Here is an 18,850-nt window from a genome sequence, read left to right as displayed (position 1 = left end):
ACGCATATGCTCGCTTCGCACCAGGGCATCCGCCCGCTGGACGGCATTCGCGTCGTCTCCCTCGAACATGCCGTGGCCGCGCCCTTTGCCACGCGCCAGCTGGCCGATCTCGGCGCGCGCGTGGTCAAGGTGGAGCGCCCCGGCGTGGGTGATTTCGCGCGCGGCTACGACGAGACCGTCAATGGCCAGGCTTCGCACTTCGTCTGGCTCAACCGCGGCAAGGAGAGCCTGACGCTCGACCTCAAGCAGGACGAGGCGCAATCCGTGCTGCACCGCCTGCTGGCCGATGCCGACGTGCTGGTGCAGAACCTGGCTCCCGGCGCGGCAGCGCGCATGGGACTGGATTTCGATACGCTGCACCCGCGCTACGGCAAGCTGATCGTCTGCGATATCTCGGGCTACGGCGATGCCGGGCCCTATCGCGACAAGAAGGCGTACGACCTGCTGATCCAGGCCGCCGCCGGGCTGATCGGCATCACGGGCAGCGCGGACGAACCATCGCGCGCGGGCATTTCGATTGCCGACATCGCGGCCGGCATGTACGCCTACAGCGGCATCCTCTCCGCGCTGCTGCAGCGCGGGCGCACGGGCCAGGGCCTGCGCGTGGAAGTAACCATGCTGGAGGCGCTGACCGAGTGGATGAACTACGCGCTGTACTTCGGCCACTACGGCGGCAACGCTCCGGCGCGCTTCGGCGCCTCGCATCCGGCCATCGCGCCTTACGGCGTGCACCGCACCGGCGACGGCGGCAGCGTGATCTTCGGGCTGCAGAACGAGCGCGAATGGCAGGCCTTCTGCAACAAGGTGCTGGCGCAGCCCGAATTGCTAAAGGACGAGCGTTTCTCCTCCAACTCGGGGCGCGTGAAGAATCGCGGCGAACTGACCGCGCTGATCGAGGCACGCTTCGCGCCAATGACGGTGACGCAGGTGGAAGCGCTGCTCGACGAAGCGCAGATCGCCAACGCGCCGATGAACGACATCGAGGCCGTGTGGAACCACCCGCAACTGGCGGCACGCGGGCGCTGGCGCGAAGTGGCCAGCCCCGGCGGCCCCATCGGCGCGCTGCTGCCGCCGGCCAACCTGTCGGGTGTGGAACCGGTGATGGGCGACGTGCCGGCGCTCGGCGCGCATAGCGCGGTCATCCTGGCGGAGCTGGGCTACGGCGCGGACGAAATCGCCAGGATGGCGGACAGCAAGACGATTTGAGCCTCGGAACCAGGCCATGACGTCTGCGCACAATTTCGCGCAGGCGTGGCTCCCCTCTCCCGCTGGTGTGGGAAAGGGGAGGAAAACAGAAAGACGAACAACCACCCCGAACACCGTCCGGAGCCGGCATGAGCCAAGCCACTGACCACCCCTACCCTACCCGCCAGCTGTGCGAGTTCCTGGCCCGCTTCACGCTGGCCGACGTGCCCGCCGAAGTGGTGGAGCGCACCAAGGACCTCTTCCTCGACTGGATTGCCTCGGCCATCGCCGGCAAGGACGCTCCCGCCGTGCGCAAGCTGCAGGAGTTCGTCGCCGCCATGGGCCCGCAGCAGGGCCCGGCCGAAGTGCTGGTGGACCGCCGCCGCACTTCGCCCTACTTCGCCGCGCTGATCAACGGCGCGTCCTCGCACGTGGTGGAGCAGGACGACGTGCACAACAGCTCGGTGCTGCATCCCGCCGCCGTGGTGTTCCCCGCGGTGATCGCCGCCGCCCAGACTGAAGGCAAGAGCGGCGCGGACGTGCTGCTGGCCTCCATCGCCGGCTACGAAGCGGGCATCCGCATCGGCGAATTCATGGGCCGTTCGCACTATCGCGTGTTCCACACCACCGGCACCGTCGGCACGCTGGCGGCGGCCGCGGCCGTGGCCAAGCTCTACGGCATGGATGCCGAGGGCATCAACCAGGCGCTCGGCTCGGCCGGCACCCAGGCCGCCGGCCTGTGGGAATTCCTGCGCGACGCCGCGGACTCAAAGCAACTGCACACCGCCAAGGCCGCCGCCGACGGCCTGATGTCCGCGTGGATCGCGCGCGCGGGCTTCACCGGCGCCAGGCGTATCCTGGAAGGCCCGCAGGGCATGGCCGCCGGGATGTCCAGCGACGCCAACCCGGCCGCGCTGACCGACGGCCTGGGCAAGCGCTGGGCCACCGCCGAAACCTCCTTCAAGTTCTTCGCCTCGTGCCGCCACACGCACCCGGCGGCCGATGCCCTCAAGGACCTGATGCTGCGCGAGGCACTCCGCGCGGACCAGATCGCCGGCGTGACCGCGCACGTGCACCAGGGCGCCATCGACGTGCTTGGCCCGGTGACCGATCCCAAGACCATCCACCAGGCCAAGTTCTCCATGGGTACGGTACTGGGACTGGTGGCGGTGCACGCGCACGCCGGCCTGGGCGAATTCGAGGACCATGCGCTGCAGGACGCAAAGGTAGCCGCCTTCCGCGACAAGGTGGAGATGGTGCTGGACGACGAGATCAATGCCGCTTACCCGCGCCAGTGGATCGGCCGCGTTACGGTGAAGACCACCGACGGCCGCACGCTGGCGGGCCGCGTGGATGTGCCGAAGGGCGATCCGGGCAATACGCTGTCGCGCCCGGAACTCGAAGCCAAGGCGCTGCAGCTGGGCGCCTTCCGCCACGGCGCGGGCGAGGCCGAGATGCGTGCGATCATTGCCCGCGTGTGGGCGCTGGAAAAACAGGCGAACGTCAACGACTGGCTGCCCGTCACCAAGTAACGCCCCATCCTGACGAGACCCGCTTCATGTCCACCGCCATCACCTACCTGTTCGTGCCGGGCGACCGGCCCGAACGCTTCGACAAAGCGGCCGCCGCCGCGCCAGACGCGCTGATCCTCGATCTCGAGGATGCCGTGCATCCGGACGCCAAGCCAGCCGCGCGCACGGCCATTACCTCGTGGTTGCTTGAACGTGGCGCACAGGCGCAGGCCTATGTGCGCATCAACGACACCAGCTCCGCCGCCTTCGCCGCCGATATGGACTGGCTGCGCGCGCTGCCGTCCGACGCGCCGCTGGCGGGCCTGCTGGTGCCCAAGGCCGAAGACCCGGCCGCGCTTGGCGAGATCGCCCGGGCGCTGGCGCAGGTCAACCCGCAAGGCCGCATCGTGGCGATCATCGAAAGCGCGCGCGGGCTGCACGGCATCGACGCGGTCGCCACCGCGCGCGGCGTGTCGCGGCTGGCTTTCGGCTCCCTGGACTTCGCCGTGGACCTCGGCTGCGCCCATACGCGTGAAGCCTTGCTGATGGCGCGCTCGCGCATCGTGCTGGCCTCGCGCGTGGCGGCACTGCCGCCGCCCGTGGACGGCGTCACCACCGCGCTCAAGGACGAAGCCGTGCTGGCCGACGACGTGGCGCACGCGCGCGCGCTCGGCTTTGCCGCCAAGCTGTGCATCCACCCCGCCCAGCTTGCCGCGGTGCGCGCTGGCTTCCTGCCCACGGCGGAGCAACTGGACTGGGCGCAGCGCGTGCTGGCCGCCACCGCCAGTGGCAGCCACGCGGTACAGGTCGACGGCAAGATGGTCGACCGCCCCGTCATCGAACAGGCCCGGCGCATCCTCGCGCTGGCAAACCACCCCGCAGCGAACCAGCCATGACCCAACTCGAAACCCTGCGCGCCTGGATCGGCCGCAGTGAAAGCCGCACCGAGACCCTTGCCCCCGAGCCCGTGATCGGCCTCGCGGCCACCCTGGACCTCGATGGCGAAGCGCTGGTACGCGGCCCGTTGTCGCCGCTGTGGCACTGGCTCTACTTCCTGCCGCGCGCGCCGCAGCGCGAGCTCGGGCGGGACGGCCACCCGGCGCTGGGCGGCTTTATGCCGCCGGTGCCGCTGCCGCGCCGCATGTGGGCCGGCGGCGAGCTGGATTTCCACAAGCCGCTGCGGGTGGGCGATACCGTCACCCGCACGTCCACTGTGCGCAATGTCGAGCACAAGAGCGGGCGCAGCGGCGAGCTGTGGTTCGTCACCGTGGAACATGCGCTGACGGTCGACGGCGAGACCGCGCTGAGCGAGCGTCACGACCTGGTCTACCGCGCCATGCCGGAACCGGGACAGCCGCTGCCGCCGCGCCCGCGCCTGGCGCATCAGGCCCAGTGGCAGCGCCAGTTGCGCGCCGACCCGGTCATGCTGTTCCGCTTCTCGGCGCTCACCTTCAACGGCCACCGCATCCACTACGACCACGACTATGTGCGCGACGTGGAAGGCTACCCCGGCCTGGTCGTGCACGGCCCGCTGCAGGCCATGCTCACGCTGGACCTGCTGGCGCGCGAGATGCCCGGCGCCACGGTGCGCCGCTTCGGCTTCCGCGGGCTGGCGCCGATGTTCGATCACGACCTGGTGACCGTAGGCGGCACGCTCGATGCCGCCACACCTGGCAAGGTCACGCTGTGGACCGGCGACGATGCCGGCGGCCAGTCGATGGAGGCATGGGCCGTGGTGGAGAACTGACCGGCACGCAGGCGAAGGACAGCAGGACATCTACAACATCGGGGTAACGGGGAACCACATCAACAGGAGAATTCCGATGCATGCAGTCCGCAACACCCGGTCCCACATCCGGCGCAGAATCCGGCACATCGCCAGCGCCGCCCTCGTCCTGTGCGGCGCCACGCCTGCGCTCGCGCAGCCAGCGCAGCAAGCCCAGTCCTACCCCACCCGCCCGGTGACGCTGATCGTGCCCTACGCGCCCGGCGGCACCACCGACGTGGTGGTGCGCCAGTTCGCCGTGGCCTTGCAAAAGGCGCTGGGCCAGACCGTGGTGGTCGACAACAAGCCCGGCGTGGCCGGCACCATGGGCGCGCTCGCGCTCAGGCAGGCGAAGCCCGACGGCTATACGCTCTCGATGATGCCGGTGACCGTATTCCGCCAGCCCTTCATCCAGAAGACCGCCTTCGATCCGGCACACGATTTCACCTACCTCTCGCGCATCACCGGCTACACCTTCGGCGTGGTGGTGCGGGCCGATTCACCGTGGAAGAACTGGAGCGATTTCCTGCGCGACGCGCGCGCCCGGCCGGGCACCGTCAGCTACGGCTCGCCGGGCCAGTTCAGCTCGCCGCATATCACCATGATCGAGCTGGTCACCAAGGAGAAGCTGACGGTCAACCACGTCCCGTTCAAGGGCGATGCCGATTGCCTGAACTCTCTGATGGGCAACCATGTGCAGCTTTGCGCAGCCGGCAGTTCCGCCGGCACGCTGGTCGATGCGGGCAAGCTGCGCTGGATCAACCTGTGGACGGCGCAACGCTCGCCGCGCTGGCCCGACGCCCCTACGCTGCGCGAGCTGGGCTACGACATCGTCTCCAACTCGCCCTACGGCGTGGCCGGCCCGAAAGGCATGGACCCGAAAGTGGTCGGCATCCTGCAGGATGCGCTGCGGCGGGCTGCCGAAGACCCGCAGCACCTTGCCGCGCTAAAGCGGCAGGATCAGGACCTGATGTACCTGGACAGCGCCGGCTACACCCGCTTTGCCATGCAGCAGATCGCACAGGAGAAAGCGCTGGTGGAACGGCTGGGCATCAAGCCCGATTGATCCATCGCCCTCGCCGCGCCAGGCCGTGGCGCAGCGCGGGTTCTTCTGCTTGCGCGCTTCTTCGCGCCACCAACCCCGACACCAACCGATGACCATCAAGCCCTCCGCAGCGAACCCCGAAGCTGCCAGCTTCGACCCGCGCAGCCACCGCATGTGCGAACAACGCTATTTCGAAGATTTCGTGCCCGGCGAACGCTTTGTGCTTCCCTCGCGCACCATGACCGAGGCGCTGTTCGCCGCCTTCCAGCTGGCTAGCGGCGACAACCATCCCGTGCATTACGACGCGGAGTACTGCCGCGCCCACGGCATGCCGCACATGCTGGCGCACGGCTACCAGGTACTGATCCAGACCGCGGCGGGCGCCGGGCTGTTCCCGCACATGGTGGAAGAGTCGTTGAAGGGCTTTCTCGACCAGAGCAGCCGCTTCCTGCATCCGGTCTACGCGGGAGACACGCTGTACAGCACGCTGGAAGTCAGCGAACTCGCGCCGAACCGCCCCACTGGCGTGCTGACCTTGCGCTCGACGGTACACAACCAGCACGGCGTGCTGGTGCTCGACGGCGTGCAGCGCTACCTGCTGCGCAAGCGCGCACCGGCCGCCTGAACGGCGCCGGGAAAAAAAGGGTTCATTCGACCGCTGCCGTAGCTCCCCTCTCCCACAATTCGGGGAGGGGAACCATCCGGCCTCAATCCACCTGGATATTCGCCGTCTTCACCACCCCGCCCCACAGCTTCAGTTCGCGCTGGATACGATCGGCCAGCGGCTTCGGCCCGGTGATATTGAGGTCATAGCCGCCCTGCGTCATGCGCTGCTGAAAGGCAGGATCATCGCCGATGGCCTTTTGCGCCTTGACCAGCTTGTCCACCACGTCGGCGGGCATTTTCTGCGGGCCGATCAGCGCGTACCAGCCGGTCAGGTCGTAATTCTTCATGCCGGACTCGACCATCGTCGGCACCGTCGGCAGCGCCGCGTTGCGCGTCTTCGACGTCACCGCCAGCGCGCGCACCTTGCCGCCCTGGATATAGCCGATGGCGGTGCCCGTGATATCGAACATGAACGTGACCTTGCCGCCGATCACATCGGCCATCGCAGGCGAATTGCCCTTGTACGGCACATGCAGCATCTTGACCCCGCTCATCTGCGCCAGCCACTCGGCCGACAAGTGGTTCGAGGCGCCGACACCGGCCGAGCCGAAGCTCACGCCCTCGGGATGCTTGCGCGCGTACTCGACCAGCTCGCCTACGTCCTTCGCCGGGAAGTCCTTGTTGATCAGCAATACGTTGGTGTAATCGGTGATCAGGCCGATGTAGGTGAAATCCTTGTTCGGGTTGAAGTTCACCGACTTCTGGATCAGCGGCGTCATGGTCATGGTCGGGCTGGCCACGAAGTAGAGCGTGTAGCCGTCCGGCGTCGCGCGCGCGGTCAGGTCCGCGGCGATGGCGCCGCTGGCGCCGGCGCGGTTGTCCACCACCACCGGCTGCTTGAGCGCGCGGCCCAGGTAATCGGCATAGATGCGCGCGGCGGTATCGACCGGACCGCCAGGGGCGTAGCCCACGATCAGCTTCACGGGCCGCGTGGGATAGCTGTCCGCCATTGCCGTGCCTTGCACCAGCGCCAGCAGCGCGCCAGCCATCATCATCCATCGTTTCATCTGTCTCCTCCTTGTTGTGTGTTCTGCCAGCCCCCGGTTTGCCGGGGCGCTGGCGGCTAGTACGCTTCGACCCGCGGCGAAGCGGTGGCGGCGGCACCGGCCGCCGCAGGTCATGCCGCTACGGCGCCGCCGTCCAGCATGGCGCGCAGCGGCTGCTTCAGGAGCTTGCCGCTGGCGGTGGTGGGAATGGTCTCGATCACGCGGATCTGCGCGGGCCGCTTGTACGGCGCCAGGCTTTCCCGCAGGTAGGCTTCCAGGGCGGCGAGGTCCAGTTTCACGCCCGGTTGCGTTTCAACAAAGGCCACGACTTCTTCGTTGCCGTCGGCTGCCGCGCGCCCGACCACGGCGGACTGGCGCACGCCGGGGAAGGCATTGATGACGGACTCCACCTCGATCGGGTAGACGTTGAAGCCCGAGCGGATGATCAGGTCCTTGGAGCGGCCCACGATAAACAACGCGCCGTCTTCACCGAGGAAACCGAGATCTCCGGTGTTGAGCCAGCCGCCCGGCAGCAGCGCCTCGGCGGTCTGCTCCGCGTTGCGGAAATAGCCGCGCATCACGCCGGGGCCGCGCACGCGGATCTGGCCGCGTTCGCCGGCGGGCATCGGCTCGCCCTGCTCGTTGGTGATGTTGATCTCCACGCCTTCGACGATGTAGCCGGCCGAGCAATCGGCGCGCGGCGCATCCATGCGGGTGATGAACAGCGAACCGGCGTATTCGGTGATGCCGTAGCCGTGATGCAGCGGCTGGCCGAACCATGCCTCGGTGTCGCGCTTGAGGGTCGGGTCCAGCGGCGCGCCGCCGGTATAGAGATAGCGCAGGCGGGGAAACGCCGCGGCGCCGCTCTCCAGCGACGACTCCCGCGCCACCGCCATGATGCGCGTGAACATGGTCGGCACGCCTTGCAGCATGGTGACACCGGGCGATGCCAGCGCGGCGAAGACATCGGCGGCATCGAAGCGGGGGCGCATCACCAGGCTGGCGCCGGCGTACAGCGTGGCCATCAGCACGGTGGCGATGCCGAAGATGTGCGACAGCGGCAGCGCGCAGTAGGCGATATCGTCCGGCCCCAGGTTGCGCGAGGTTGCCGAGATCCGCGCGAAGACCGTCAGGCCGGCGTGCGGCACCATCACGCCCTTGGGCGCGCCGGTAGTGCCGGAGGTGTAGATCAGCGTGGCAACGTCGCGCGCCTGGGCGGCATCCACGCGCGCGGGCACCTGTTCGGCGCGCAGGCTGGCGAAGTCCGGATCGAGCGCGGCGCAACCGGTGGGCTGCGCCCCAAGCCGCCTGCCGTGGGCGGCGGCCACATCGGAGACATGGTTGGTAAAGAACGTCAGCAGCGGCTCGGCATGAGCGCGGATGCCGTCGATCTCGCGCGGCGAAAGCCGCGCGTTGACCTGGATCGGCCAGGCGTGCAGTGCGCTGCAGGCGAACAGCATCACCACCATCTCGGCGCAGTTCTCGCCCACCACCATCACGCGGTCGCCCTGCCCTACGCCTTGCGCGGCGAGCCAGTCGCGCGTGGCCGTGATGCGCTCCCACAGCGCGCCGTAGCTGAGCACGCCGCCGGTCTCGTACAGGCAGGGAGCCTGGGGCGATTGCTCGGCCCAGTGCCGGGGGATGTCATGGATGAACTCGGGACGGAAGGAGGACATGATGCGAGTGATGATGAGGTTGGAACCGGACGGACCCGGAAGAGACGCAGAGCAAGCTCACTGATCCAGGTGGATGTGAGCCGACTTGATCAGGCCGTCCCACTTCTGGTACTGGGTGCGCATATACGTACCGAACTGCGCCGGCGTGGAAGGAAAGGGCACGGTGCCCTGGCTTGCCAGCCGCGCCGCCAGCTCGGGCTGCGCGAGCGCAGCCACGATCTCGGCGTTGAGGCGGTCGACCACGGCCGCCGGCGTATTGGCGGGCGCCACCACACCGAACCACGCGGTCAGCTCGTAGCCGGGCACGCCGGCCGCCGCCAGCGTCGGCACGCCGGGCAACTGCCCGGACGGCGTGGCGGCGGTGACCGCCAGCGCCCGCACGCGGCCATCGCGCACATAGGGCAAGGCGGTGGAAATGCTGTCGAACATCATGGTGAGGCGCCCGCCGATGAGGTCGGTCATGGCCGGTGCGCTGCCCTTGTACGGCACATGCTCGATGCGCACGCCCGCCAGGTGGGTGAACAGTTCACCGGCGAGGTGCGAGGACGAACCGTTGCCGAAGGAGCCGTAGCTCAGCTTGCCGGGCTCGCGCCGCGCCAGCGCCAGCAGTTCGGCCACATTGCGCGCGGGCACCGCGGGGTGCACCACCAGTACGTTGGGCAGGTAGGCCACCGAGGCCACCGGCGCGAAATCCTTGAGCGGGTCGTAGCCGGGCTTGTCGTAGAGGCTCTTGTTCACGGCCAGCGAGCCGAAGGTGCCGAACAGCAGGGTGTAGCCGTCGGCCGGCGCGCGCGCCACCGCCACGGCGGCGATATTGCCGCCCGCGCCAGGCCGGTTCTCGATGACCACCGGCTGGCCCAGCCGTACTGAAAGTGCGTGGCTGACCTCGCGAGCCAGCAGGTCCGTGGCGCCACCCGGCGGGAAGGGCACGACCAGCCGCACCGGTTTGTCCGGATAGGCCGCAAACGCGCTCGCGGTGGCGGCAAGCCATCCGCAGAGCACGAACCATTTTGTCCAGCGTGACATCGCCCGTCTCCTCGGCGTTGATTGTGTTTTTGCTGCGATGGAACTGCGCCAGTGTGAGCCAGGCGCCGGTGGCGTGCTATTTGGATTTGGCTAAGGCCGTGTTCTGCCCGGCACGTGCGCCTGCGCAGGGCCGGCATCGGTTAGGAAGCGCAAAAGGACGGCTTTGTCATTCCGGAAGAAGCGAACGTCCGCCCCCCCATAGAATCGCAGCATCGTATCGAAGTGGCGGCCGGCGGCCAGCCTTTCCCAACCGAGGGGACAAGCAGATGGATTTGCGTTTCAACGCGGCGGAACAAGCGTTCCGCGAAGAGGTTCGGGGTTTTGTGCAGGGCAGCCTGCCCGCGGATATCCGGGACAAGGTGCTGGCCCACCAGCGCGTCGAGAAGGACGACTACGTGCGCTGGCACCGCATCCTGCACGCGCAGGGCTGGGGCGCGCCGACCTGGCCCACGGAATGGGGCGGCACGGGCTGGAACGCGCTGCAGCGTCTGATCTTCGAGATTGAGGCCTTCCGCGCGGGGGCGCCGCGCCTGCTGCCCTTCGGCCTGACCATGATCGGGCCGGTGCTGATGAAATATGCCAGCCAGGAACATAAGGAACGCTTCCTGCCGCGCATCCCCACGGTCGAGGATTTCTGGTGCCAGGGCTACTCCGAGCCCGGCTCCGGTTCCGACCTGGCCTCGCTCAAGACCCGCGCCGTGCGCCAGGGCGACCGCTACATCGTCAACGGCCAGAAAACCTGGACCACGATGGCGCACTTTGCCGACTGGATCTTCTGCCTGGTACGCACCGACACCGAAGCCAAGCCGCAGGAAGGCATCTCGATGCTGCTGATCGACATGAAGACGCCGGGCGTGACGGTGCGCCCGATCGTCACGCTCGACGGCGGCCACGACGTCAACGAAGTCTGGTTCGAGGACGTGGAAGTGCCCGTGGGCAACCTGCTGGGCGAGGAAAACCGCGGCTGGACCTACGCCAAATACCTGCTGGGCCACGAGCGCACCGGCATTGCCGGCATCGGCCACTGCAACCGCGAACTGCGCCAGCTCAAGCATTACGCCGCGCAAGCCACCGATGGCGCCGGCCGCCCGCTGATCGACGATGTACGCATGCGCGACAAGATCGCCCGCATCGAGATGGACATCATGGCGCTGGAAATGCTGCTGCTGCGCGTCGCCACGCAAGACGCGGGCCGCGGCCCCGGCCCGGAAGCCTCCATCGTCAAGATCCGCGGCTCCGAGATCCAGCAGGACCTGGCCATGCTGCAGATGGAAGTAGCCGGCCCCAATGCCTGGCCGTATTCGCCGCGCTGGCTCGAAGCCGGCGAAGCGCCGCCGGCCGATGCGCCGCTGCACGCCCCGGCGTGGGCCGCGCCCGCCGCCTCGACGTACTTCGACATGCGCAAGACATCGATCTACGGCGGCACCACGGAAGTACAAAAGAACATCATCTCCAAGATGATCCTGGGCTTCTGAAGCCACGGAAGACGTCAGAGACTCCGCAAAACCCGGGATTCAAGGAACAGGCACAGCCATGGACTTTAACTACAGCGAAGAGCAGCAGATGCTGGCGGACAGCCTGCGCCGCTTCATCGACACCGAATACACCTTCGACAAACGCCGCAAGAACGCCCGCGGCGGCGGCAGCTTCGACCGCGCCACCTGGGCACAGCTTGCCGAGATGGGTGTGCTGGGCCTGACCGTGCCCGGCGAGTACGGCGGCTTTGGCGAAAGCGCCGCAAGCCAGCTCGTGGTGCAGCGCGAACTCGGGCGCGGCCTGGTGCTGGAACCAGTCACGCCCACTGCCGTGATGTCCGCCGCCGTGCTGAACGCCTACGGCAGCCAAGCCCAGAAAGACGAATGGCTGCCCGCGATCGCCACCGGCGAACGCGTCGTCACCCTCGCCTACCTGGAGCCCACCACCCGCTACCGCCCCGAGACCGCGCGCGCCGGCGCCGAGCGCAAGGGCGACGGCTATGTACTCAACGGCAACAAGAGCCTGGCCTGGCACGGCGAAGCCGCCGACGCCTTCCTGCTCACCGCGCGCATCGCCGGCAGCAACGAACTGGCGCTGTTCCTGGTCCCGCGCGACGCCACCGGACTCACGGTGCGCGGCTACCCCACCATGGACGGCCTGCGCGCCGCCGACCTTGCCTTGCAGAACGTCGCGGTAGACGCCACCGCGCTGGTAGGAGACGCGGCCGACGGCCTGGCCGCCCTGCTCCACGGCATCGACCACGGCATTGCCGCGCTCTGCGCGGAAGCCGCCGGCGCGATGGAAAAACTGATCGAAATCACCGGCGAATACCTGCGCACGCGGCAGCAGTTCGGCAAACCGCTGGCGGCGTTCCAGGCCCTGCAGCACCGGATGGCCGACATGCTGGTACAGAAAGAACTGGCGCTGTCGATGGCGTATGTGGCAGCGCAAGCGCTGGACGAAAGCGACCCCGCGCAACGGCGGCGAATGCTGAGCGCCGCGAAGGTAACTGTGGCCAAGGCCGGGAGAATTGTCGGCCAGCAAGCGGTGCAGCTACACGGCGGCATGGGGATGACGGATGAGCTGGAGGTAGGGGATTACTTCAAGCGATTGACGATGATCGATCCGCTGCTGGGAGACAGTGATTACCACGTGCAGCGATATGGAGAAGTAATGACAGCATGAGGAATTGAACTGGATTTCATTAAAAAAATCCAGTTCAACTGCCCAGAAAAAAATGCAGGCCAAACGGCGCAACGATTATCCGTCCGGCCCTGCGGCAATCACGTCTCCGGCAGAAAAACGCATCAAAGCCTCGCAAGCCCCCCTCATCCCCGCAACGGGAAACAGGACCCAACGGGCGCGAATAAAGGCGAGGAAGCCAGGTCACAAGTCGGTGTAGCCGTGTGGAGCGCCCCCAAGGGCGGGCCACACCCCAACGCGATGCGAAGCGAGCCGTCAAGGTGTCCAGGCCGTATGGGGCGCCTCGTCGGCAGGCAAAAAGAGYGGAAAAGAGGGACCCATGTTTGAGTATCGCCTTAAGGCGATGCGAGTTTGGGTCCCGGCCGCTCTTTTTGTCTGCCGACGAGGGGGGGGTCGCCCCATCCGGCGCGCTTCTTTGCCTACTTTCTTGGCAAGACAAGAAAGTAGGTCGCCTCCCCGAAGGGGAGGTGAAACTGCCTTTGACTTTAAGCCTTTAAGCCTTTAAGCCTTTAAGCCTTTGAACTTAATCAGTTGAATTTGAATTTCAAACCCTCAAATCACCAACTCAATCAAAAACGGCCCCGACCGCGCATTCGCCATACTAAACAACTCCGCAAACCGCCCCATATCCTCAGCCCGCGCAGCCTCCACCCCCATCCCATTAGCCAACTGCACCCAGTTCAGATCCGGATTCCCGATATCCAGCATATCGAGCGCAGTCTTCCCCGGACTAGCCCCGACCCCGGCCAGCYCCCCCAGCAAAATCGCATACTTCCGGTTAGCCAGGATCACCACGGTAACGTCGAGCTTCTCGCGCGCCATGGTCCACAGCGATTGCAGCGTATACATGCCGGAACCGTCAGCCTGCAACGCAACCACCCGGCGTCCGGGCGCCGCCACCGCGGCACCGGTGGCCAACGGCAGGCCATCGCCGATCGCACCGCCGGTGAGCTGCAACCAGTCATGGGGCGCGGCATGCACGGTGCCCGGATAGAAAGCACGCCCAAAGCTGACGCTCTCTTCCACCACGATGGCTTGCTCGGGCAACAACGCAGTCAATGTCTGCGCCACGGCTTCGGAAGTCACCGCGCCCTTGGCGATCTCGTGCGAGGACACGGAGGCCGGCAGCGAAACCGCCGGCGCACCCAGTTCGTCGGCAAGGCGCGCGAGCGCTTCCGCCAGGTCTTGTTCCGGACGCGCCAGCACATGGATTTCCGCATCTTCCGGGTAGGGCCGCGGCGACTTGCCCGGGTAAGCGAAGAAGGTAACCGGCGGCGGCGCGCCTACCAGGATCACATTGCGGATGCCGGCCAGCTTGGCGAGCGATGCGTCGCCGGAGTACGGCACCCGGTCCACATTGAAGCGGCCGCGGCCGCGCGTCACGCGCGCGTTGGACATCGGCGTGATCAGGCGGGCGTCGGTGGCGGCGGCAATGCGGTGCGCGTCGGCCAGCGCGGCTTCGCGCAGCGCGGTGCCGGCCAGCACGATCAGCGTGGGCTGGCCCGAGCGCAACACGCGCGCGGCTTGCCCGATGGCATCCGGGGAGACCTTGGGCAGGGGAATCGGCGCCAGCGGCGCGGCCACCTTGCCGCCGGCATCCCAGCAGACGTCGGACGGCAGGATCAGGCTGGCCACCCCGCCCGGCGCGGCGCATGCGGCCTGTACCGCAGTGGCGGCATCCGCACCTACCGAAGCGGCATGCGTGGCAGTACGGGTCCAGACCGAGACGGGACGCGCCCAGCCTTCGGTGTCGGCGGTCAGCGGCGCGTCGAGCGGGCGATGGTAGGTGGCCTGGTCGCCAACGATATTGATCACCGGCGTCTGCGCGCGGCGCGCGTTGTGCAGGTTGGCCAGGCCATTGGCCAGGCCCGGGCCGCAATGCAGCAGCGTGGCGGCCGGCTTGTCCGCCATGCGGGCGTAGCCGTCGGCCGCGCCCGTCACCACGCCTTCGAACAGGCCCAGCACACAACGCATGCCGGGAATCCGGTCGAGCGCGGCGACGAAATGCATCTCGCTGGTGCCTGGATTGGCAAAGCAGGTGTCCACGCCGCAGGCCAGCAGCGTCCTGACCAGGCTCTCGGCGCCGTTCATCTCGCCCTGCCCGTTGTCTGCCTGGCGGGCATGGTTCCCTTGGTTGCGGTCGGTAGTCTGCATCTTGTTGATTTCCAGTTGGCAGGTAATTGAGTTGGCATCAGCATTGCGCGCCCGGCGCAAGCAGGTCGAAATCCAGGCACACGAACTCGCTCGGGAATTCGATGCGCGCGTAGTAGACGATCACGCTGTCGACGCAGGCGTAGCGCCGCAGCTCGGCCACCGGCGCGCCAACCGGCAAGGCCAGCCGGGCGGCCGATTCCGCGCCCGCCGCGATGATTGACAGGCGCTGCCTGGCGGCTGTGACCTTCAGTTGCGGGAAGCGGTCGAGCACCGGCACCGATGGGCCGTGGCGGAAGGCTTCGGGGTTACGCGCGAACACGCTGGCTTCGATGAAAACCTCGCCCAGCGCAAAGGGGCGCTGCTCGATCCGGTGCAGCCGGCGCAGGAAGTGATAGCCCGGCGCACGCGCCGCGCGGCAGGGCATGCCGAGGTCTTCCGGCAACGGCACGGTGCCGACGGATTCCGACAGCGCTTCGGTATCGAGCTGCTCGCCAACCGCAACCACCTGGTCCCAGCTGACTGGCAGCTTCAGCGCGCGGCGCTCACGGCAGCTTGCCTTGACGAAGGTGCCACGCCCGCGCTCGCGGGTCAGAAGGCCTTCCTCGTCCAGCAGCGAGAGTGCGTGGTGCATGGTCATGCGCGCCACGCCAAACTCGCGGCAGAGTTGTTCAAGCGACGGAATGCGCGCGCCCTGGCGCCATTCGCCGCTTTCGATATGGCGGCGGAAGATAGTGGCAAGCTGCAGGTAGACCGGCTGACGGCTGCGGGAAAGGAGATCGCTGTTGACAGGCAAGGCGGTGAAAGCTGGGTTCGGCATCTGCGGTGACGGCGGGCATGGCGCCAGCGCGCCGCCGCTATATGGAAGCGACCTACTTTAATAAGGTCTATAAACCTAGACTACTGGGGTTTACTGCAAGACGGACGAAAAAAAAGCGCGGGACGAAATCCCGCGCTGCCTGCATTTTTCTGGTTTGCATCCCCGGCGGGCCTGTCGCCCCCCTCTTTTACGCCGCGAGCGCCTCGGGGCCTGCCGGCGCAATGACTTGCGTCAGGACCGGCGCCGGCGTCATGGCCGGTACCGCGCCGGGCGCCGCGAGCCAGTCGCGCACCGTCGCCTGGATGGACTCGACCTGTGCCAGCTTGCGCCTGTAGGCCGAGCGCTTCTTGGACGGCAGCTCCATCACATCGCGGCGCGGCTGGCTGACCGGCATCGCGACATTGCCGCAGGCCAGCGGCTCGCCGCCCGACTCCATCCAGAACCCTTCGTAGTCGCAGAGGATCTCGCGTGGGGTATGGCGCTGGCGCCCCACATGGTTGTTCCTGCAAACGCCCACGATGCGTTGCACGTCCAGCGCGGCGGCAAAGGCGAGCAGTGCCTCCATCACCACATCCTTGGGACGCAGGCCTTCGCAGGCCTTGGTCGCTTCGCGGATCAGGTCGCGGCTGTTTTCGCCCATGGGCCCTTGCAGCCCGCCCACGAAGATCTCCGGCCCGGTCTTGCCTTGCACCAGATAGAAACTAAGCTGGCTCAGGCAGACGCCAGTGGCCGTATCGCGCCAGTAGAAAGCCAGTTCGCCTTCCTTGGGATTGGGCCCGGAGTCGGCCAGGTGCAGTGCGTACCGCCCTTCGCCCACCGGGCATTCGAGGCCGCCGCCCAGGTAGATCCGCTCGTTAAGCGCCAATGGCACCAGCGTATTCAAAATCCGGTAGTGCTCCAGCACGATACGCATGCGCTCGCGGAAACGCAGCCCATATGCGCCGAGCGGACGATATGGACGCTCCAGCAGTGCGGGCCTGGCGAGGGCGACGCGCTGCATCAGCGCGCAGGAACTCACCGCTTGTAGCCAGCTGCGTACCGCCTTATGGCGGAATGCCGAGCTTCCAATCAGCTTGATACGCCTGAGCCACCACTTTCTGCCGCCCGGCGGGTGGCAGAAAGCCGACAGCGCAGCGAGAGCCCCCAGATAACGAAAATAGAAAAAAGGTCCGAGATCCAGAAAGAATCCCTTGGCACTAAGCCCCGATAGCCATTGAAGGCTCGAGATTGGTCCTTGCACGACTTGACGCTCTCCTGTTACCCAATGCAGCAAAGCCGGTGCCCGGTCTTGTGGTGCGCTGCCCTTGCGATCGACACGTCCGCGCTTGCCAGGCGGCAAGCTGCGGCCCTGCCGGGCCCGGATCACGAGGCATGGCCGGCGGCCTGGCAGAGCCTCCGGGTAAACGTATCGCCTCGTAATACTTCGTAACGAATAGTAATACTTCCGGTTGACATGAACACAAGTCATTACCGGCAGAGAGCAAAAAAAACCAGCCGACGCCGGCCGGCCATGCCCTGGGGAATGGCATAGGTCGGGCGTTCGGCGCACCGGCCGGCGTTCCGCGGCGAATTACGAGCGAGCGGCTACGGACAGGCCGACGCGCGGCCGGCCCCCGTGGGCAAAGGCCCGAATCCCGGCTTGCCCGGCGATCCGGGTTAACCAGATGTCGAAGGGCGGAATCATGTCTCAGAGGGCACAAGCTTGCTGGCGGCGCTCACGGCAGGTAGCCCAGCACCCGCCACCAGAAATAGTCCAGYGGCAACAGCACCAGCAAGGTCAGCGCGGCCAGTGCCAGGCACAGCCGGGTGCCCTCGCGCAGCCCTACCCCGCCGAGCTGCATCGCAATCACGATGGGCGGCGACTGGTAGGGGAAAAACACCGTCGAAAACACCGGTACCTGCAGCATCAGCACTGCTTCGAGCGACAAACCCGTGGCCTGCGCCAGTTGCCTGGCCAGCGGCGTCAGCACCGCCGGCAAGCCGGGCAGCGTCGTCATCAGGCCCAGRCTCGCCCCGACCGCGCCCAGCGCGGCCACGTTGGCAGCGGTATGTCCCGGCGAGAGCGGCAGCCAGCGCAGCAGCGCCGCGCTGATGGCCGTCCCCAGCCCGGTCGACTCCACCACGGCGCCCAGGCCAAGGAAGCCTGCTACATAGATGAGGGGCGTGAGATGCACCTGCTCGGCCAGCATGCGCGAGGACACCAGGCCCACGCCAGGCAGCAGGCAGACGATGCATGCAGCCAGCGAGATCCAGGCAGGCGAGATGCCGTGCAGGGTATCCGTGGCAAACCCCGCCACGGCCAGCGCCAGGATCGCCGCCAGCAGCTTTTCCTGGCGGCTCGGCGCGCCCGCTTCCTGGTGGGGCAGTGCCGCGATCGGCCCGTGCTCCGGAAACATCCGGCATACCAGCCAGACCAGCATGAAGGTCTTCAGCACGCCAAGGATGGGAAAATGCAGCAACAGGTAGCTGCCGTAGCTTAGGTTGACGCCATACAGCGAACTCGCCGCGCCGAGCAGCACGCTATTCGGGATATTGGCCGGCAGGATGGTGGTGGGCGGCATATAGCTGGCCGCCGCCACGGTCAGCACCATGCCGATGCGGCCGTTGGAGCCCGGCGCGAAGCCGAGCCGGTCAGCCAGCGCCAGCACGATCGGCATCAGAAGCAGGACACGCCCGGTGGTCGATGGCATCAGGAATGCCAGCCCCACCGCGCTCAGCGCCACGGTGCCGATCACCTGCCGGTAGCTGCCCACCCGGCCGCGGAAAATAATAGCCGCCAGCCGCTGCGCCAGCCCGGTCTGGCGCAAGGCCACCCCGGTTACGGCGCCGCCGAACATCAGCCACCACGCGGTGGAGGCGAAGCCCGAGAACACGACGGAAGCCGGCGCCACATGCAGCAGGATGGCGCACAGGAAGAACAGCAGGGTGGTGGCCGGCTCCGGCAACACGCCAAGCGCCCAGCAGCACACCGTCGACAGCACCAGCGCGGCCGCCAGCACGAGCGCGTCGGGTGCGCCGGTGGCGCGTCCCGCCAGCCACACCGCCGCCACGCACAGGGCAATGACCGTGGCGGCGCGCACGCTGTCCGATAGCTTGCCGGCCGGCGCGGTACCGGCGCCCGCCTTTGGCGCGGAAGCCGCCTGCCCGGCGAGACTGGCGGGAAGAGTGGCGGGGGGCGACAAGCCAGGCCGGCTGCTATTGCTCATGCTAAGGAACTCCGTGGTGCCGATGCGATGAGCGTCATCGTAGGGCGGCACGAAGTGGCTGGGTTACACTTCTCGGGCAATTTCTTACGAATTTCAGCCACCGCCGCGAAGCGCGGCCAATGCGGACATCGGCG

15 protein-coding genes are annotated in these 18,850 nt (G+C 67.3%); 8 read left to right on the top strand and 7 right to left on the bottom strand.

Features of this window, described 5'->3' with window-relative positions:
• Window positions 1–6: 6 nt before the first annotated feature.
• From AC1DN0_RS00535 to AC1DN0_RS00510, 6 genes are all read left to right on the top strand, one after another.
• On the top strand, window positions 7–1,206 hold the full coding sequence (locus AC1DN0_RS00535; protein ID WP_441630928.1) for a CaiB/BaiF CoA transferase family protein: 1,200 nt from the start codon (window positions 7–9) through the stop codon (window positions 1,204–1,206).
• A gap of 128 nt (window positions 1,207–1,334) precedes the next feature.
• Complete coding sequence (locus AC1DN0_RS00530) at window positions 1,335–2,717, top strand: MmgE/PrpD family protein (protein ID WP_441630926.1); 1,383 nt, start codon at window positions 1,335–1,337, stop codon at window positions 2,715–2,717.
• Window positions 2,718–2,743: 26 nt separating this feature from the next.
• Window positions 2,744–3,592: an HpcH/HpaI aldolase/citrate lyase family protein gene (locus AC1DN0_RS00525; RefSeq protein WP_441630924.1), complete on the top strand. Its 849-nt coding sequence runs from the start codon at window positions 2,744–2,746 to the stop codon at window positions 3,590–3,592.
• On the top strand, window positions 3,589–4,443 hold the full coding sequence (locus AC1DN0_RS00520; protein ID WP_441630922.1) for an HTD2 family dehydratase: 855 nt from the start codon (window positions 3,589–3,591) through the stop codon (window positions 4,441–4,443). The genes AC1DN0_RS00525 and AC1DN0_RS00520 overlap by 4 nt, the downstream gene beginning before the upstream one ends.
• A 76-nt stretch (window positions 4,444–4,519) precedes the next feature.
• Window positions 4,520–5,527 (top strand): tripartite tricarboxylate transporter substrate binding protein, encoded by a 1,008-nt coding sequence (locus AC1DN0_RS00515; RefSeq protein WP_441630920.1) that lies wholly within the window; start codon window positions 4,520–4,522, stop codon window positions 5,525–5,527.
• Window positions 5,528–5,615: 88 nt separating this feature from the next.
• A complete protein-coding gene (locus tag AC1DN0_RS00510) occupies window positions 5,616–6,131 on the top strand; it encodes a MaoC family dehydratase (RefSeq protein WP_477145460.1) in 516 nt (171 codons plus the stop codon).
• An 82-nt stretch (window positions 6,132–6,213) separates the two neighbouring features.
• Here the strand turns inward: AC1DN0_RS00510 and AC1DN0_RS00505 are convergent, their stop codons facing one another.
• The 3 genes from AC1DN0_RS00505 to AC1DN0_RS00495 form a co-directional block, all read right to left on the bottom strand.
• Window positions 6,214–7,179 (bottom strand): Bug family tripartite tricarboxylate transporter substrate binding protein, encoded by a 966-nt coding sequence (locus AC1DN0_RS00505; RefSeq protein ID WP_441630917.1) that lies wholly within the window; start codon window positions 7,177–7,179, stop codon window positions 6,214–6,216.
• Between the two features lie 110 nt (window positions 7,180–7,289).
• A complete protein-coding gene (locus tag AC1DN0_RS00500; RefSeq protein WP_441630915.1) occupies window positions 7,290–8,834 on the bottom strand; it encodes a class I adenylate-forming enzyme family protein in 1,545 nt (514 codons plus the stop codon).
• A gap of 57 nt (window positions 8,835–8,891) precedes the next feature.
• Window positions 8,892–9,860, bottom strand: coding sequence for a tripartite tricarboxylate transporter substrate binding protein (locus AC1DN0_RS00495; protein ID WP_477111149.1), 969 nt, complete (start codon window positions 9,858–9,860; stop codon window positions 8,892–8,894).
• 266 nt (window positions 9,861–10,126) lie between these two features.
• Between AC1DN0_RS00495 and AC1DN0_RS00490 the strand changes: the two genes are divergently transcribed.
• Window positions 10,127–11,335, top strand: a complete 1,209-nt coding sequence (locus AC1DN0_RS00490; RefSeq protein WP_441630911.1) for an acyl-CoA dehydrogenase family protein — start codon at window positions 10,127–10,129, stop codon at window positions 11,333–11,335.
• A gap of 58 nt (window positions 11,336–11,393) precedes the next feature.
• Window positions 11,394–12,521 (top strand): acyl-CoA dehydrogenase family protein, encoded by a 1,128-nt coding sequence (locus AC1DN0_RS00485; protein WP_441630909.1) that lies wholly within the window; start codon window positions 11,394–11,396, stop codon window positions 12,519–12,521.
• A gap of 570 nt (window positions 12,522–13,091) precedes the next feature.
• Here the strand turns inward: AC1DN0_RS00485 and AC1DN0_RS00480 are convergent.
• From AC1DN0_RS00480 to AC1DN0_RS00465, 4 genes are all read right to left on the bottom strand, one after another.
• A complete protein-coding gene (locus AC1DN0_RS00480) occupies window positions 13,092–14,630 on the bottom strand; it encodes an acetolactate synthase large subunit (RefSeq protein ID WP_477145474.1) in 1,539 nt (512 codons plus the stop codon).
• A gap of 100 nt (window positions 14,631–14,730) precedes the next feature.
• Window positions 14,731–15,510 carry a GntR family transcriptional regulator gene (locus tag AC1DN0_RS00475; RefSeq protein WP_441630907.1) on the bottom strand — a complete coding sequence of 260 codons (780 nt, stop codon included), beginning with the start codon at window positions 15,508–15,510 and terminating at the stop codon, window positions 14,731–14,733.
• A 187-nt stretch (window positions 15,511–15,697) separates the two neighbouring features.
• Window positions 15,698–16,579 carry a DUF535 family protein gene (locus AC1DN0_RS00470; RefSeq protein WP_441630956.1) on the bottom strand — a complete coding sequence of 294 codons (882 nt, stop codon included), beginning with the start codon at window positions 16,577–16,579 and terminating at the stop codon, window positions 15,698–15,700.
• A gap of 646 nt (window positions 16,580–17,225) precedes the next feature.
• The gene (locus tag AC1DN0_RS00465) at window positions 17,226–18,716 is read right to left on the bottom strand and encodes an SLC13 family permease (protein WP_441630905.1); all 1,491 of its coding nucleotides are present in this window, start codon (window positions 18,714–18,716) and stop codon (window positions 17,226–17,228) included.
• Between the last annotated feature and the right edge of the window lie 134 nt (window positions 18,717–18,850).

The organism is Cupriavidus sp. 05N39 (assembly GCF_056397325.1).
This window is presented reverse-complemented; position numbering and strand designations above follow the sequence as displayed.